This is a genomic window from Paenibacillus taichungensis, from assembly GCF_003287275.1.
Taxonomy (GTDB): domain Bacteria; phylum Bacillota; class Bacilli; order Paenibacillales; family Paenibacillaceae; genus Paenibacillus; species Paenibacillus taichungensis_A.
This window is the reverse complement of record NZ_QEVW01000012.1, coordinates 1-17,439: the sequence shown is the minus strand read 5'-3', so window position 1 is coordinate 17,439 and position 17,439 is coordinate 1. Positions and strand designations below refer to the sequence as shown.

At 44.6% G+C, this 17,439-nt stretch carries 11 protein-coding genes and 1 pseudogene; 10 read left to right on the top strand and 2 right to left on the bottom strand.

What is annotated here, in order from left to right:
• From DC345_RS18270 to DC345_RS18260, 3 genes are all read left to right on the top strand, one after another.
• A complete protein-coding gene (locus DC345_RS18270; protein WP_113054278.1) occupies positions 1–828 on the top strand; it encodes a carbohydrate ABC transporter permease in 828 nt (275 codons plus the stop codon).
• Positions 829–847: 19 nt separating this feature from the next.
• A complete protein-coding gene (locus DC345_RS18265; protein ID WP_113054277.1) occupies positions 848–3,106 on the top strand; it encodes an FAD-dependent oxidoreductase in 2,259 nt (752 codons plus the stop codon).
• A gap of 372 nt (positions 3,107–3,478) precedes the next feature.
• The gene (locus tag DC345_RS18260; protein ID WP_113054276.1) at positions 3,479–4,708 is read left to right on the top strand and encodes a multidrug effflux MFS transporter; all 1,230 of its coding nucleotides are present in this window, start codon (positions 3,479–3,481) and stop codon (positions 4,706–4,708) included.
• A 119-nt stretch (positions 4,709–4,827) separates the two neighbouring features.
• Here DC345_RS18260 and DC345_RS18255 read toward each other — a convergent pair whose 3' ends face one another.
• The gene (locus tag DC345_RS18255) at positions 4,828–5,724 is read right to left on the bottom strand and encodes an AraC family transcriptional regulator (RefSeq protein ID WP_113054275.1); all 897 of its coding nucleotides are present in this window, start codon (positions 5,722–5,724) and stop codon (positions 4,828–4,830) included.
• 127 nt (positions 5,725–5,851) lie between these two features.
• On the opposite strand from DC345_RS18255, the gene DC345_RS18250 reads away from it, so the two are divergent.
• Positions 5,852–9,247, top strand: a complete 3,396-nt coding sequence (locus DC345_RS18250) for a tetratricopeptide repeat protein (RefSeq protein ID WP_258530710.1) — start codon at positions 5,852–5,854, stop codon at positions 9,245–9,247.
• A 100-nt stretch (positions 9,248–9,347) separates the two neighbouring features.
• A complete protein-coding gene (locus DC345_RS18245; RefSeq protein WP_113054274.1) occupies positions 9,348–10,634 on the top strand; it encodes a cellulase-like family protein in 1,287 nt (428 codons plus the stop codon).
• A 25-nt stretch (positions 10,635–10,659) separates the two neighbouring features.
• Here DC345_RS18245 and DC345_RS18240 read toward each other — a convergent pair whose 3' ends face one another.
• The gene (locus DC345_RS18240) at positions 10,660–11,124 is read right to left on the bottom strand and encodes a CBO0543 family protein (protein WP_113054273.1); all 465 of its coding nucleotides are present in this window, start codon (positions 11,122–11,124) and stop codon (positions 10,660–10,662) included.
• A 216-nt stretch (positions 11,125–11,340) separates the two neighbouring features.
• On the opposite strand from DC345_RS18240, the gene DC345_RS18235 reads away from it, so the two are divergent.
• The 5 genes and pseudogenes from DC345_RS18235 to DC345_RS18215 all read left to right on the top strand — a co-directional run.
• Complete coding sequence (locus DC345_RS18235) at positions 11,341–11,694, top strand: VOC family protein (protein ID WP_113054272.1); 354 nt, start codon at positions 11,341–11,343, stop codon at positions 11,692–11,694.
• A gap of 413 nt (positions 11,695–12,107) precedes the next feature.
• Positions 12,108–13,634 (top strand): response regulator transcription factor, encoded by a 1,527-nt coding sequence (locus tag DC345_RS18230; RefSeq protein ID WP_113054271.1) that lies wholly within the window; start codon positions 12,108–12,110, stop codon positions 13,632–13,634.
• Positions 13,635–13,677: 43 nt separating this feature from the next.
• A complete protein-coding gene (locus tag DC345_RS18225; RefSeq protein ID WP_258530709.1) occupies positions 13,678–15,501 on the top strand; it encodes a sensor histidine kinase in 1,824 nt (607 codons plus the stop codon).
• Positions 15,491–17,029 (top strand): response regulator transcription factor, encoded by a 1,539-nt coding sequence (locus DC345_RS18220; protein WP_113054269.1) that lies wholly within the window; start codon positions 15,491–15,493, stop codon positions 17,027–17,029. Before DC345_RS18225 ends, DC345_RS18220 begins: the two co-directional genes overlap by 11 nt.
• Positions 17,030–17,193: 164 nt before the next feature.
• Positions 17,194–17,439, top strand: a pseudogene (locus DC345_RS18215) (sugar ABC transporter substrate-binding protein); the annotation flags it as partial.

Genomic DNA, 17,439 nt, shown 5'->3' with positions numbered 1-17,439 from the left:
ATGCTTAGAACAACGAAGACACGCTCAGTTAAGCTTTCTGTAACGATCCTTATGCTGGTTGCAGGGTTGTTTATGATTGTCCCTTTTTTATGGATGCTCAGTACTTCCTTCCAGACTCCAAGTGAGGTCTTCCGTCAATGGCTTCCTTCGAAGCTGGACTGGACCAGCCATAAGCGGATCTGGACGGGAAACTATAATTTTCTCCCTTATTATTTGAACTCAATTAAGATTGCCGTGATTGGTACAGCAGGTGCCGTTTTTTTGTCGGCCTTTGCTGCTTATGGCTTCGCCCGTACGGAATTTAAAGGACGTAATACCCTCTTCATCGTGTATCTATCCATGATGATGATTCCTCCTCAAGTCGTTTTTGTTCCGAAGTTTATCCTGTTTAACTGGCTTCATATTTATAACACGCATTGGGCATTAATTCTGCCAGCCATGTTCTCAATCTTTGGCGTATTTATGCTCCGTCAATTCTTTCTCAGTATTCCGAACGAGATTACAGAATCTGCATTACTCGATGGTGCGGGTCATTTTCGAATTTTCTTCAAGCTGGTGTTACCGTTAGCCAAACCCGCGCTTGCAACGTTTGCCATTATCGATTTTTCCTGGCAATGGAATGATTATGAGAATGCTCTGGTTTTCCTGCAGAGTCCAAAGCTTTATACAATTCCGCTTGGTCTGCAAAATTTCGTTCTGGAAAACAACGTTGACTATAACGGCATGATGGCAGCTTCTTCCGCAGCGATAATCCCTATGATTCTAATCTTTTTGCTTGGTCAGAAATATATTATTCAGGGCGTATCCAGTTCAGCTGTAAAAGGCTAATTCAAAGGAGGCTTATATTATGAGACGCGAAACAATATCATTCGATGTTACGGTCATTGGCGGAGGACTTTCCGGAATTTGTGCCGCTATTGCAGCAGCAAGATTAGGTCAAAAGGTTGCACTCGTGCATAATCGTCCTGTACTTGGTGGCAATTCCAGCTCCGAGGTCCGTGTATGGGTATGTGGTGCAACGGGGCATGGTGTGAACCGTTATGCCAGGGAGACCGGCATTATGGGTGAATTGTTCATTCAGAATCAACAGCGGAATCCGGAAGGCAACCCCTATCTGTGGGACGTTACTTTGCTGGAGGCGGTAAGAGCCGAACCTAATTTGACTCTGTATATGAATACGGATGTTAGAGAAGTAGAAGCAGACGGTGAGAAGGATGCGAGAATAATTCGTAGCGTGAAAGGCTGGATGATGGGCTCCGAGCGTGAGATTACGTTTGAAAGTGAGATGTTCCTTGACTGTACAGGTGACGGACTCATCGGTTTTCTCGCTGGAGCAGCATACCGGATTGGCCGTGAAGCCCGTCATGAGTTTGGGGAAGAATGGGCACCGGAAGTTGCTGATGATATTACGCTTGGCAGCACACTGCTGTTCTATACAAAAGATACCGGAAAACCGGTACGGTTTGTAGCTCCATCATTTGCTAGAGACATTACTACAACCCCAATTCCGCTAAAGCGTGTGATCCGCAGCGGAGATTCCGGCTGTCATTACTGGTGGATTGAATGGGGCGGCGAGCTGGATACGGTACATGAGAATGAACAGATTCGGGATGAGTTATGGTCTGTTATTTATGGCATCTGGGATTATATTAAGAACTCCGGCAAGTTTCAGGCCGAGGATATGACGCTGGAATGGGTAGGCTCGATTCCAGGCAAACGCGAATACCGCCGCTTCCTTGGTGATACGATCCTGACGCAAAATGATGTTATGTCTCAGCGCCCATTCGAAGACCGGGTCGCCTTTGGCGGTTGGTCTATCGACCTGCATCCTCCGCAAGGGATGTATGCAAGCGAGAGCGGCTCCAAGCATCTGCATGCAGATGGCATTTATCATATTCCGTTTGGATGCCTGTACTCCCGAAATGTCAGCAATCTGCTGTTTGCGGGACGTAATATTAGTGCATCGCATGTTGCATTCGGAACAACCCGTGTCATGGCAACTTGTGCGGTCATGGGAGAAGCGGCAGGTGCAGGCGCTGCCTTGTCGGTAAGCAAAGGCATCACGCCTCGTGAACTGCGCGAGCAGCACTTGACCGAATTGCAGCAAACGATGTTGCGGACCGATGCCTCAATTATAGGACTCAGAAATATGGATTCTGCTGACCTTGCGAGAGAGGGGAGCATCTCGGCTTCAAGCACGATGACCCGGATTTTGATTAACGAACCTTCCGAGGAGTACCGACTGCTTGCTGACGTTGGATGGCTGTTCCCGGCCGAGGGTGGAATTGAAGGATTAACGCTATTGGTCTCTGCTCGTGAAGCCACAAGTCTGACTATAGAACTGTGGGATACAGGTCGCCCTGAGAATTATGTACCGGCAAACTTCAAGCAAGCTATGGACATCGAGGTCGATGTAGGTCAGAAACAATGGTTGGAGGTGCCTGCTGACAGTGCAATGTTTGGAGGTGATCCTTGTAATGTATTTATCATTGTTCGTGCGAATGAAGCAGTCAGTCTTTATACATCAGCTGTCCCGATCAGTGGTGTCCTCGCCTTCGAGCGAGGAGTCAAGCCAATAGTCAGCTCCGATCTGGAGGATCATCAGCCGAATCAGCCCATTATCGAATGGTCGATGAAGCGCCTTGTCCGAAAGCCATTTTGTTTTGCAGTTGAGACTGGCGCGTATTCACCTGATAAAGTCATCAACGGCTATGTCCGCCCGTTTGGCGGTCCACAGCTGTGGGTATCGAAACCCATCGCTAATGGCCGTGAAGAATGGATTGAAGTCAAACTTCCAGAACCAGTGGATATTCGGGAAATCCACCTTACCTTTAATGACGATGTTAATGAGGATTTGATCAATTTGCACCATCATGAAACACCGTTTCTGGTCATTCCAGAGTTGGTTAAGAGCTATGAGGTGCAGGCATATATTAATGGGGAATGGGTACGTTTTGCTGGAGATAGCCATAACCTTACTCGCAAAAAGATTCATCGCCTTGAGAATCCCATCCAATCAACACGGATTAGGGTCATCATCAAGGAAACGCACGGCGGCGATCGGGCAGAAGTGTACGAAATTCGCCTATATGATTCTCATAGATGACAGTTCCCGTTTGAACGAAATGAAGAAAATAATAACCTCCTACCTGAAGCAAAACTATAATTTGCTCTAGTAGGGGGTTTATTATTGTTTTTAAGAGAACTTTGGTTTCGGTATGAAGCGGATAAGCGAATCCAGTGGTTAAGCCGAAACTCTTTTTTTAAATATTAAAATATATGATTTGACTTACAGTTAACTCTATGTCTTATACTCCGAATAGGAAAGAAAAATAAGTGGCTTTTCTGGAGTAGGGCAGTTACAATTTGTTAGGATCAATAGATGTGGGGTGTGAACGGGGGATAGGTAATGCATAATGGATTGTAATGACGATTCAAATAAACTAAATTACGTAATGAATTGGAGATTTAATTAACAATGATAAAGAGTAATAATTGGAATGTATTTGGCCTGGCATTGTTGTTGGGTTTATTTTCAACGTTAGGTCCATTTACTATTGATATGTATTTACCGGCTTTTCCTGAGATTGCAAAGAATTTCAATACAAGTGCATCACTTGTTCAGTTTAGTCTTACGGCTTGTTTATTAGGGCTAGGTGTGGGGCAGCTCGTTATGGGTCCTTTGAGTGATGCTCACGGTAGACGTAAACCGTTGTTAATCTCCATGGCAGCCTATATTATTTGCTCCTTGGCGTGCGCTTTTGCTCCTAATATTGGACTATTGATTTTGTTTCGTTTCACTCAAGGGTTTGCGGCTTCAGCAGGAATTGTCATTTCTCGTGCGATAGCTAGGGACCTTTATAGTGGACATGAACTCACTAAATTTTTCTCTTTGCTGTTGCTTGTAGGGAATTTGGGGCCTTTGGCAGCACCGATCGCTGGAAGTGGTATTCTTTCATTCACGACATGGATTGGTGTGTTTATCTCACTTTCATTTTTGGGCGTTTTCTTATTAATAATGACAAAATGGGGTTTGAAGGAGTCCAACCCGCCTGAACGACGCATGGCTGCCGACTTCAAACAACAGTTGGGGAATTACAGAACGCTTCTACGTGACCGCAAGTTTGTTGGCTATATGCTGGCCCAGGGGATCATGACGGCTGGGGTCTTTGCATATGTAGCAGGAACACCGTTTATTTACCAAAATATTTATGGGGTCACACCAACTGTATTTGCTATATTGTTTGCTTCGAACGGGATCAGCTTGATCATTGGTTCCCAAATCGTGGGGCGGTTGGCACACCGTATTCCTGAGCAGACCCTTCTATTGTCTGGACTGTGGCTTGCTTTAGCGGCAAGCGTTGCTGCTTTGGTTGTAACTATAGTTCATGGTCCGCTTTTCGCATTGGTCATTCCATTGTTCTTCTTTGTTTGCTCCATCGGTATTACGTCTACTGCAGCATTTCCGCTTGCAATGGAGAGCCAAGCCAAGATGGCTGGAAGTGCAGCAGCGCTGCTCGGCGTGGTTCCTTTTCTTTTAGGCGCCCTGGTTGCTCCTCTGGTTGGTATCGCAGGTGAAGACACTGCCGTCCCACTTGGACTCACGTTATTAATGACCAGTCTCGTGGCGATTCTTACGTACTTCCTACTCGTTAAAAACATATCGCATCACACACCTCAACATGCTCAGTCTGATTCTAATTTTTAATTGAGAATATGAGGCATTGATCCTATTAGATATAAAAAACCGTTGAACTTTAATTTAAAGACTCAACGGTTTTTTATATTGTGGTAATGAAGGAAAGACGGCAAGGAACTTTCAAAAGTCTAACCTTTCGGAATCTTTCGGTAGCTGGAAGGGGAGAATCCCGAAATCTTCTTGAAGAGTCGGGAGAAATAATAGGGATCACTGATGCCCACTGTAGAGCTGACTTCCTTGATGCTCATTTCGGTAAGATCAAGAAGATGACCTGCCCGTTGAATTTTGAGCCGTAGGAAATATTCAATCGGAGCGACGCCCGTCTCAGAATTAAACAGGAAGATCAGATGCTGTTTCGATACCCCGACATGATTAGCTAACTCCGTAAGAGAAATAGAGCCACTCATATGTACATTCATGTATTGAATTGCCTGTTCCAGATAAGTTTCACGTTTCTTCTCTTGTGCCGATTTGACGGCATTTAAGCCAATCCCGGAGAGCAACTGTCTTGTAGTTTGGGCCACATGTACATGGGTAGTCAGGGTATATGTCCGTTCGGCGAGCATTTCATAGGTAGGTACGAACCATTCCATTAAGCGGGCTTTGCCGCTTGGGGATAAAGCGAGTGATGCATTAGATAAACCAAACAACTTCACTAATCTATTCGCATGGCTACCTTTGAAATGAAACCAGTAGATACTCCATGGATTTTCGTACATTGCCCCGTAACGATGTGCAGTTTCGGGTGGGATTATTATCATATCGCCTTGCTGCATCATTAATCGCTCTCCATGATTCAACTCAACCCAGCCTTCTCCCGCTTCGCAAAAGATGAAAATATGCGAGGGGCTGCCTTCCAGGCGCTCCCTGAAATGATACTGAGCGTTAGGGAAATAGCCGATGTCCGTAATAAATAAGGTAGAGGTTAGTTCTTCTTGTTCCAGTTCTTTCATCCAGTATTCTGGAAGTACATATAGCTTCTCCTCTACAAATCCCTCACGCTTTCGTATGTGGTCTGGGGTCATTCCAGTTACCTCCGTAATTCATAATCTGAATAAGAATATAATCCATCACTTCCCGCATTTCGTCAATTGGAACCTTCCTTCCCAGAATATACAGTATAACTATAAAGTCAAGGGAGGCAGTTCTAACATGAAGCATGAGGCTGTGGATCACAAGATGAAGGTGGATCCAACCGGATCCAGTCAGGTACAAGTGTGGGAGACAAGTGTGTTGATACCTACATATGAGGCGGGTGAAGCTGACCCTAATCCCATGTTTCTGGAGAAAAGAATCTATCAGGGAAGCACCGGCCGTGTGTATCCGCATCCAGTGATCGAGAGTATCTCGGATGTGAAGCATGATAAAAATTACAAATTGGTTATTCTGGAGAATCAATATATCCGTATTGAGATCATGCCGGAAATCGGCGGCAGGATCTATCGTGCGCTTGACAAGACGAACAATTATGATTTTGTCTATTATAACCGCGTCATTAAGCCTGCACTGGTGGGCCTTGCCGGTCCTTGGATCTCCGGAGGAATTGAATTTAACTGGCCCCAGCATCACCGTCCTAATACATTTGGTCCGGTTGAATACAAATACGAAGCAACTGGCGATGGCAGTGCTACAGTATGGGTAAGTGAGATTGATCGGATGTACGGCACAAAAGTAACTGCAGCCTTCAAGCTCTATCCGGACAAGGCTTATTTGGAGATCCATGCTCAATTATACAATCGGACACCGGAGCCGCAGACCTTTCTGTGGTGGGCAAATCCGGCTGTAGCAGTTAATGATTACACGCAATCCGTGTTTCCTCCAGATGTAACGGCTGTATTTGATCATGGTAAAAGGGATGTCTCGCGTTTCCCTATCGCTACCGGAACCTATTATAAACAGGATTACTCGGAAGGCGTAGATATTTCCCGGTATAAGAACATCCCGGTTCCGACTTCGTACATGGCTTATAAATCCGATTATAATTTCGTCGGCGCATATGATCACGACGTAGAAGCCGGATTGCTGCATGTGGCGAATCATCATATTTCTCCCGGCAAGAAGCAATGGACGTGGGGGAATGGGGAGTTCGGTCAGGCGTGGGACCGTCAATTGACGGATGAAGATGGCCCGTACATTGAACTCATGACTGGAGTGTACACAGATAATCAGCCCGACTTCACATGGCTACAGCCTTACGAGGAGAAGACCTTCACTCAGTATTTCATGCCTTACAAAAACATCGGTGTCGTAAAAAATGCCTCCATCGAAGCAGCCATCAATCTGGAAGTTGATGCTCAAGCTGGAGAGGCAGTGATCAAGGTATATGCAACATCTAAACTTGAACATGCCGTCGTGGAGTTGAGTGGAGAAGCAACCCGGTATTTGCAGGAAACGGTTGAATTGTCTCCGGTGAATGTATATCAGAAAGTTATACCGCTGGAGAGAGGGGAGCAAGAGCATGATCTGAAGCTTTTGGTCCGAAATAAGGAAGGCAGGTTACTTATCTCCTATCAACCGAAACGTGCGGATATTGAACAGATCCCTGATGCTGCTAAACCACTGGCAGCACCAGAAGAACTGCGTTCGACCGAAGAACTATATCTGGCAGGCCTGCATCTGGAGCAATATCGTCATGCAACGTTTGAGCCCGAAGCGTACTATCTGGAAGGTTTGAAGCGGGACAACGGTGATATCAGGTTAAATGTAGCTTACGGAACGTTACTGCTTCGCCGTGGATTATATATAGACAGCGAGCAGTATTTCCGCAAAGCTATTGAGCGGTTGACCTGGCGAAATCCGAACCCATACGATAGTGAGGCCTACTATCAGCTCGGAGTAGCACTTCGTGGCCAAAGCCGTTTGGATGAAGCTTTTACTGCTTTTCACAAATCGGTATGGTCGGCAGCGTGGCAGGATGCAGGGTACTTCTCCCTTGCTCAGATTTCCAGCTTGAAGGGCCAGTACGCCGAGGCACTGGAGCAGATTGAGCGTTCACTTAACCGCAATTCACGAAACTACAAAGCACGTAATCTGAAAGCCGCATTGCTGCGCAAGCTTGGTCTGATTGATCATGCAAAGGCCTGTGCGCTTGAAACCCTTGAATTGGATGTTGCGGATTTTGGAGCATATAATGAGTTGGCTTTGGCTCATGCAGCTATGGGAGATAAGGAGGCTGCACAAGGTGTTCTGACTGAATTGCAGCAATTGATGAGAAATGACGCCCACAACTATCTGAATGTCATTGCAGATTATATGAACAGCGGTTTCTATGAAGAAGCCATTGCAGTAGGGAAAAGAATAATGGACCCGGAAAATTCAGTCTATCCAATGCTGCATTATGCACTAGCTGAGTTATATGAACGTACCGGACAGCATGAACATGTTCAAGTTGCTCGCAGTAAAGGACAATTGGCCAACCCAACCTATTGTTTCCCGAACACGTTGTTTGAACTTGAGCTGCTGGTAAGTGCAGTTCATGCTAATCCGCAGGACGACAAGGCTCATTACTATCTCGGAAATTTCTATTATGACAAAAAAAGGCCGATCGAGGCGATTGCGAGCTGGGAGAAGTCCCGCGAACTGCGGGATGATTTTCCGACTGTACACCGAAACTTGGGGTTGGCCTATTATAACAAACAAAACAATCCGCAAGCGGCCCTAACTTCGCTTGAACAGGCCTTTGCATGCGCACCGGATGATGGGCGTATTTTCTTTGAACTGGATCAGCTGCGTAAGAAGCTTGCGTGGTCTACAGACGAACGTCTTCATATCCTTGAAGAGCGGCGAGATCTGGTTGAGAAGCGGGATGATCTATATGTGGAATACGTAACCCTGTTAAACAATCTTGAACGTTATGAAGAGGCAATCACTGCCTTGTCTCTGCGCAATTTCCATCCGTGGGAAGGCGGAGAGGGGAAAGTGACGGGGCAATATAAGTTGGCTCATACCGAGCTTGGTAAACAAGCACTGCAAAACGGTCATTATGAAGCAGCAGCTCAGCATTTACAACTAGCACTAGTCTATCCGTTGAATCTGGGTGAAGGGAAGTTGGAAGGAACTCAGGAAAATAATATTTATTATTATCTCGGCATGGTCCACGAAGGTCTGCAGCGGGAATCAGAAGCTATCGCTAATTACACTATAGCTTCACAGGGGCTTGCCGAGCCGACAAGTGCGTTGTTCTACAACGATCAGCCGCCAGAAATGATTTTCTACCAAGGGTTGGCCTGGTTGAAGCTTCGTAACGGGAAGGAAGCTAAGCGTCGTTTTAATAAATTGATTGATTATGCTGAAAAGCATATTTTTGACGACATTAAAATGGATTACTTTGCGGTATCTTTGCCTGACTTCCTGGTATTTGAGGACAATCTGAACCGGCGCAATGAAATCCATTGCCGGTACATGAGGGGGTTGGGACTTCTGGGGCTTGGTCGTGACAAAGAAGCCGGAACCGAAATTGATTTGGTTCTGGAAATGGAGCCTAATCATCAAGGGGCAATGGTTCATAGACGGTATCTCCGGCAACTGAGCGATGGATTTCAATCTTAATGCTCCATCATCAAAGAGATGAAGAGATATATTATCACTTGGCTGCATTACAGGGAATAAACCTGTATTGCTGCAAACAAAAAAAAGAGGTGTAATGATAATGGATCTAGTATTTAGCAAGCTGCCACGCAAACTATCCATCACGATGTGGGATTTTTCCTGGTACACCATGACCTTGCCGGGAGAACCCTATAGCGACCTTGAAGCGAGATTTAAGGAAGCAGTGGAGAGGGGATACAATACGATACGAATCTGTGCCATGCCCTTTTTATTGTTCACGGCGGAAGGAAAGCGGCCGGGGCCGTTGCACTTCGGTAGCCTTGGAGAGATCGGGCAGCGGACACGCTGGTATAACTGCCGGGGCGGCGCCGAGCTGGATGGACATGCGCATTTGCTAGAGCTATTCAGACAGGCCAAGGCCCATGGCTGTTATATCATCCTGTCTTCGTGGGAATATCAGCAGAGCCCCAGCTTCCTGGCCTTTCCCGGGTTGCGCGATGAGCTGGCTGCTATTGCTCCGGAGGAGAGATTTATGGCTATTGCGAGATCCATGGATCAGCTCATCCGGTATATAAAAGCGGAAGGATACGACAAGCAGATCGTCTACGCAGAGCTGCATAATGAGGTGGAGTTCGGGCAATTGACCGAGATTGGAAGCGCTCAAGGCATTGCCCCGTCCAATGTACCGGCTCTGGTGGAAGCCATGCAGCCTTATATTGAAGAGGCTGTAGGTTATCTTAGAAGTGTCCACCCGGATATCCTGATGACAGCAAGCTATACACTAAATGAAGCGTATCCCAAATCCTATGTAGCAAGGAATTTACAGGTTGCTCATTTCCATCTGTATATCAAAGGGGTACTGAATGAATTAACCGAAGCGGCCGGACTTGATGATGAGCAAACGATTTTTCCCGGTTCATTCGTCCAATCGCTCCTAAGGGAGAATGCGTCTCCATTTGAAGAGTACTCGCTACCTCGTGGCCAAGAATGGAGGATGGAAGGAAATCCGGTAGGGCTAAGACTGCTTTACCTGCATGACTGGGTGGAGCCAGATAAATGGGATCTTTTTTTATACGACAATTATAGTAAACATAAGTTGGCTATGCTGCAAAAGGCAGATATGCGCTTCGAGGAGGCTCACGAATGGGCGGCTCATTCTGGCTTGCCGGTCGTTATAGGAGAAGGATATGTTGGTTATACGCCGTTGTTAGCGGGATTCGAGGAAGGGCCTGTAGGGAAATTTATTGCAGAGTACGCACTACGAAAAGGAATGGCTCTCGGCTTCTGGGGAATGACTCTATGCTCTAATTGTGCGCCGCATCATCCATTCTGGGACGATATCGCCTGGCAACAGAAATGGAACCGATATATTCTTGAATCGATATAGTTGTTATTTGGTTAAGAATCAAACTTTATTTTCTATTCTTTTCAGAAACGTCGTACATCAGAGTGAATACTTTACTATATCCGTATACTACGACTAAAGGAAGAAGGTAAGAAAAGAAAGTCCAATAGATGTTCCAGTCATTAAAATATATAACTCTACCCATTTCTTTAGCCAACCATTCGATCAGCGTTAAAGTCAAAGATGTTATGAAAATTGCTGGCCATGACCTGGCATTTTTTATAAGAATCATGTACATCATGAGACACCCTGCAATAGGGTAGATACCTAAGTCGAAAGGGAGCGCTGCATAGGATTGGTTACGTGTGTTCGGCAGGATATTCCAAAAAAAATTGAAACCCGCACTGTTTATACAAGATGAGGTGGCTACACCCAGCGGATAATAAGCTAAGAGGATGTTGACGTTTCTACGTAGAATCCACCCACCAATTAAGATGGGGATAAGCAAACCAAAAATGACATTCCCCAGCATCGAATCACTCCCATAGGTTTTCATCTGAATAATTTCTTATTATTAACCAAATTTAAAATTTCATAAGGGGTGCATCTCACTTTTGGATTAGCAGGCTAGCCAGAATTTTCTGGTTGGCCTCTTTATCGATTGAATAACATGTTACCAGATGATAATGTGAAATAAGGCCGAGGCTTCCTCATGGGGGATTATATTATTTGAATCGAGGTTTTGAAAATGAGGGTAAAACGAATTGTCACCAATATTAATACACAAAACGTTCCGGCAGCAAAAAGCTTTTACCAGGACGTGCTTGAACTTGATGTATTGATGAATCACGGTTGGATTGAGACCTACGGATTACTTGGAGAGGAGAACGTTCAAATAAGTATCGCCACACAAGGGGGATCCAATACACCTACACCAGACCTTTCGATTGAAGTTGATGATGTCGATCTAGTGTACGAACGCATGAAAAGTGCTGGTTACACAATAGAATATGAACTTACGGATGAACCTTGGGGAGTTCGTCGGTTCTATGTTCGTGATCCATTTGGTAAGTTAATCAACATCCTTGCTCATAGACATTAAATCTGTTGCCAGGCAGTATAGGCGAGTTGAGTTACTGTTCAAATTAAAGAACTTTCTTTAAAAATTTTTGTTTATTGGTTTGAAGTATTGGCATTCTCTTCTCGGATGTTATGATTATTTAAAAGTCCCAAATTCGAGGTGTACAATGACAGAATTGAATCAGAATCATCGCCAAATGTGGTACTTAAAGCTACTGAGGAGTGGGCTGAAAAAAATTCGCTATCATAAATTGAGAACTATACCAAAAGCTATAAAAGAGTAAAGCTTTGGATACTAAATCAAGTATTGTCTATTGTATAAGAGCTGAAAGATCTGAATAATTATATAGGAACACATTTTCCAATGTGCAATGATCCACGTTTGTGTCCAAGGTAAATGCAGATTATTCATCGATATAACGGGGGGAAATAAGAATGATGAATGTTTTGTTGGTGGATGATGAGCCATGGGTACTTGAAGGTCTGCGAACAATGGTAAATTGGAATAAATACGGTTTTCAAATTTGTGGAGAGGCAGAGAACGGAAACGCTGCTTGGTCCATTATTGAGAACCTTCGGCCAGATCTGGTATTTACAGATATTCATATGCCTTCAGTGAACGGACTTGAACTGATTGACCGCTCGATACAAAATCTAGCCAAACCGCCGCGTTTTGTCATACTAAGCGGATACGATAGCTTCGATTATGTGAAAACAGCGCTGGAACAGCGTGTGGAGGATTATTTACTCAAGCCCATTGATGAGGTTGAGATTGAAAACGTATTAGAACAGATGAGTCGAAAAATTCAGAACGAACTTGTCTCGGAAAAACTGTATCAACATGAGCGTAATTTATATGTAAATTGTTTGTTCAACCGTCTGTTTGAGGGTGAGGACAGCAGTGAACTGCAAGCCGAAGTGGAAAGTATATTGCAAATGGAGGGTCATGAGAACATGGCCTGTCTTTTAATTGAGGCGGATACTTGTAATGAGGACATACAATTACATGTACAGCGTTTTGCTAGCGCTCCTCACTACGAATTTTTTATGGATGCCGACGGAAGAATGGGTGTGTTTGCTGCTGAAATTGAAGATTCACTGATTTGGCTTGAGAGGCTAGGGAGAAGCCTGTTTGAGATGTACTCCGGTCATGCATCGATCATAGCGGCATTTGGATATCACTCAGGTGGAGTAGTCGCTATGCGGCAGGCATATGAAAAAGCATTTTCCGCTTTGAAATGGAAGCGTTATCAAGAAGAGAGTGGCATTATTTGCGATCAAGATTTGCCAAGGAATGGTATCATGGCGACTGTGAACCAAAAGGCTTTAACTAATCTGTTTAATACCATTTTAACGGGTGAAGAGAACGGGATCGAGAGAGAGGTAAACGAGCTGCTTTCAAATCCAGGTTCAGGACTGAGTGTGTCGGATATAGAATATGTTCGGGTTCAATTACTTGCCCTTGAGATGGGAGTTCTCAAGCACCTGAAGGAGCTGGATGGGGATGTAGACAGGTTTAAGTTTCAGCTACAACATTTATTGGGCGGCTTAACCGACATTGATTCCTATCCTGCATTTCGGGAATATGCGCATATATTAAGTATCAACGCTTTGAGAGCTCTGCAGGAGCAGCGAAAAGAAAAGGAATGCAGCACGATTTTTCGTGTAGTGCAGTATGTTAACCATGAGTTTCGGCAGAAGCTGCAGCTCCAGGAACTTGCACAGAAATTTCATATGAATGCAAACTACTTGGGGCAAGCCTTCAAACAGCAGACTGGCAAGTCTTTTCGGGAATATCTGAATGATAAACGGATCGAGGAGGCCAAGAGACTATTGCGTCAGAGCTGTTCTAGCATAGCCGAAGTTGCGATCAGTTCAGGGTACCCCAATGCTGACTATTTTGTAAGTCAGTTCAAGCGAATGACGGGTATGGCTCCTTCTACTTACAGAAAACAACCATAGGTCTGACTCGACAAGTAACAAATGAAGGATGGCGATGGAAGACATGTTTAGGAAATTCCGATTTCGCGGTATCGTGAACGATATTCCTTTGAACTACAAGTTTATACTGATATACGTTATTGGTATTTTGCTTCCGATCATAGCAAGCAATTACTTATTCATGGATCGTATGTCAGGGCTGATCAAGGAGCGGGAAGAACAGAATTTGCAAATCTCATTGGAGCGGGCCAGAAAGGACATTCACACCATGATTGACGGGGGAATCGCTGTCAGTCACGCATTAATCACGGATAAACTGTTGTCCGAATCCATGGATCGTGTATACAATGGTCAACTGGATTTTTACAATACGTTCGATGAACAGCTTCGCCATCGGGTGACTTCCTATATTCCCGTGAACAATCAGATTCAGCGAATTGGCATCTACACGGATAACCCAACCATTGTCTCAGGAGGGGATTATTATTATCTGGACAGCTCAATGAACACCAGTACCTGGTTCAATCAATGGGAAACGTCAGGGGAGTCACTGAGTGTGCTCGCATACCGCGATAAGGCAGCAAATGATCGCGCGGCGATCTCGTCGTATTTTAGCGTAATTGAAAAAATGGACTATTACAACTCGGACAACTCTTACAAGAAGCTGGTGCGCATTGATTTTTACCTTAATCGATTCTATGACGTTATTGCGAGAGAGAAAAGTTCACTGGATCTGTATTTGGTCAACGCCAAAAATCAGATTATCGTATCCACAGATGACAAGTATCAGGGCGAGGTCGATAGTGATTATGCGTTATTTAATATGAGCAAGGCATCGGACAAGGATCTACATATCGTTCCAATTGGCAATGCCAGCTATGTAAAAGGTTGGAAGCTCATTGGTGTGCCTCAAGAAACACGTGTCAAACAAGCGATGCTTTCCATGAAGCTTTATTTTGGCATGCTCGCTGGTATCATTACCTTGGTTACCTCTATCTTTATCTATGTCGTGTTGCGATCATACAATTATCGAGTAAAACGCCTGTCAAGACATATGCAAAAGGTGGGTAACGAGAAATTTGATCTGATCAACATTGATGGTGGAAAGGATGAGATAGGTCATCTGATACGTAATTTCAACATGATGACTGCTCAGATCCATTCCTTGATCAATAATGTGTACAAGCTTGAAATTCAACAGCGGAGTCAGGAGGCTGAGCGCATTCGTGCTGAGCTGAATTTGTTGCAAAGCCAGATGAATCCCCATTTTTTATTCAATACACTAAATGCGCTGCTGGTGGTTAGCACCAAAAACAACTATGCGGATGTCAAGGATATTATCAAGGACTTATCCAAGCTGCTTCGCCGTTTATTGAATTGGAAGGACGATTTGGTCACCCTGGAAGAGGAAATGAGTTTTACGGTCATGTATCTTGGGATTGAGAAATTTCGTTTTCGAGACAAGTTTGAATATTACATTGATATTAGCGATGAGGCGAGGCAGTATAGAATTCCAAAAATGAGTATCCAGCAATTGGCTGAGAATGCTTGCAAACATGGAATTCAGGCTATTGAGGGACTCGGCTATGTGAAAATTAAAGCGGAAGTTGTGAGCGAGCGGCTGCGAGTCGTTGTATCTGATAATGGTAAGGCCATGGATAAGGAACGCTTACAAGAGGTTCTGTACCATATGCGGAGCAAGGAGGAGTGCGGAGGGAGTCATATTGGCATACGTAACGTATATCGCCGTCTTGAGTTGTATTATGACGATAAAGTGGATTTTAACCTGGTGAGCATAATAGGTGAAGGGACAGAGGTTTCCTTCGAAATTCCATTGCAACTGCTAGAGCATCAGGGTAAAGAAGGAGGCAGGGACAATGGCATTTAAAGTACTGTTGATTGATGACGAGCCATTGGCGCTAGAGGGCTTGCAGCTGTGGATTCCATGGGAAAGTCTTGGCTTTGAGGTATGCGCTTTGTGCAGCAATGGTGCGGAAGGATTGCAACAAATGGAAGAGCAAAAGCCGGATCTTGTCGTGGTTGATATTCATATGCCCATTATGAATGGACTGGAGATGATTGAAGAATGGCGTCGTAGAGGAAACTGGTCAACCAAGTTCATTATACTTACGGGGTACAGCGATTTTGAGTTTGCACGAAAAGCGCTTAAATTCAAAGTTTCCGGTTATCTGTTAAAACCACTAGATGAGGAACAGGCGGAGTCCGAGATTCGTACAATGGGCATGGAACTGCTAAAGGAGCAAGAGCAGCAATATATTGGGCAGATTGCATGGAGAGAGCAGGAAATTCTGACGATGAAAGAGGCTTTATTAGGCAAAGTGCGATCTCCAGAAAGTACTCAACTAATTCAGTCCCTTTCCCAGTCAGCTGAATCCTGGTGTGTATGTCTGGTTCAGGTATCCGAGAAAGAGTTTGGCCAGTGGAGTAGTCTTGCTTCAGAGGTTCTGAACGGCAGGCATGTCATTTATTTTATTCGTATGCGAAATGATCTCGTATCCATTGTGTTCGGCGATGTTTCCTCTGGACCGCAGAGAACGAGCGAGAATTTAAGAACACTATTAGAAGGACTGGCTCGCCGTCTGGCGGGCTTTCGTACATATATGGCGATTGGCTCAACGGAATCCTCTCTTCATCGAATCAGCAACTCCCGAATAACAGCAGAGAAGGCGTTGCTGCACGCCTTTTATGAAGCGGAAGTGAACAGCATAATGGATTATGCTGATCTTCAGAACCGTGATTTTCAAAGACACAACAAACAGGTTGAACTGATTGAGCGAGTACTCGGAGCACTTCAGCTCATTGATTACGCCAATTACCAATCCGCTGTGGAGTTTATGGAGCAATCGTTTCGACAGATGAGGGTCCATCCGGATGAGGCTCGAAAATTTGTCATTTATCTTTTGCATGAAATTCGGGCCTACGTGAGGTCACAAATGGCAGAAGATTCAGAGAATTACCGTTTGTTCGAAATTCCCGATCTGGATGAAACACTGTTAACCTTTGATGATTTGATCGGCATGTTGCGTTCGTGCGGAAGAGTCTGCTTTGAGTTTTTGCTTAAAGAGAGCGTCTTCGAAGCACAGGGGATTGTACAGGATATTAACGATTATATTCATGCGCATTTCCGGGAGGGATTGACCATTAAGTTGCTTGCGGAGCGTTTTTTCCTGCATCCAGCCTACTTGGGACAACTGTTGATACGAAAAAATGGAATCGGCTTTAATGAACTGCTTCATAACCTGCGGGTTGAAGAGGCATGTCGATTGCTACATATGAATCAGTACAAAAATAGCGAGGTCTCGGAAAAGGTTGGATACGCTAATTACCATCATTTTTTAAAACAATTCGAGAAACGAATGGGCATGTCTCCTAACGAATATAAGAAAAACGTCTAGCGATGTATCTTCAAAGAAGCCCATTTCGATATTTTAAGAAAACCTGAGGTTTTCTCGGAAAGAGCTATAATTCGAATATAGTTTCCATGAAGATGTAAATTTATAATTAAATTATTCAAATGAAAGGGCTTTCATATAGTGAGATCAAACTTTGGAGGTGCTTTATGGGGGACAGTAAAAAATCATTTTTCCGTATGGGGGCAACGTTGTTATTATCATTGAGCGTTGTGCTAGCAGGTTGCTCAGGTAGCAATTCAGGCAGCGGAGAGGAGAGTAGCAAAGGTAGTGAGGTGGGGACTGATAGTCCGTTAGAAATCTCGGTATTCCTGAACGAGGCCGGACAGCAGCCAACCGCTGACAACAAGATTTACAAAAAAATCAAGGAAGAGCTCGGCGTTACATTCAAATTC

Coding starts and splice junctions, on each gene's coding strand:
- DC345_RS18270 (WP_113054278.1), top strand. CDS start 1: ATGCTTAGAACAACGAAGACACGCTCAGTTAAGCTTTCTGTAACGATC.
- DC345_RS18265 (WP_113054277.1), top strand. CDS start 848: ATGAGACGCGAAACAATATCATTCGATGTTACGGTCATTGGCGGAGGA.
- DC345_RS18260 (WP_113054276.1), top strand. CDS start 3,479: ATGATAAAGAGTAATAATTGGAATGTATTTGGCCTGGCATTGTTGTTG.
- DC345_RS18255 (WP_113054275.1), bottom strand. CDS start 5,724: ATGACCCCAGACCACATACGAAAGCGTGAGGGATTTGTAGAGGAGAAG.
- DC345_RS18250 (WP_258530710.1), top strand. CDS start 5,852: ATGAAGCATGAGGCTGTGGATCACAAGATGAAGGTGGATCCAACCGGA.
- DC345_RS18245 (WP_113054274.1), top strand. CDS start 9,348: ATGGATCTAGTATTTAGCAAGCTGCCACGCAAACTATCCATCACGATG.
- DC345_RS18240 (WP_113054273.1), bottom strand. CDS start 11,124: ATGCTGGGGAATGTCATTTTTGGTTTGCTTATCCCCATCTTAATTGGT.
- DC345_RS18235 (WP_113054272.1), top strand. CDS start 11,341: ATGAGGGTAAAACGAATTGTCACCAATATTAATACACAAAACGTTCCG.
- DC345_RS18230 (WP_113054271.1), top strand. CDS start 12,108: ATGATGAATGTTTTGTTGGTGGATGATGAGCCATGGGTACTTGAAGGT.
- DC345_RS18225 (WP_258530709.1), top strand. CDS start 13,678: ATGTTTAGGAAATTCCGATTTCGCGGTATCGTGAACGATATTCCTTTG.
- DC345_RS18220 (WP_113054269.1), top strand. CDS start 15,491: ATGGCATTTAAAGTACTGTTGATTGATGACGAGCCATTGGCGCTAGAG.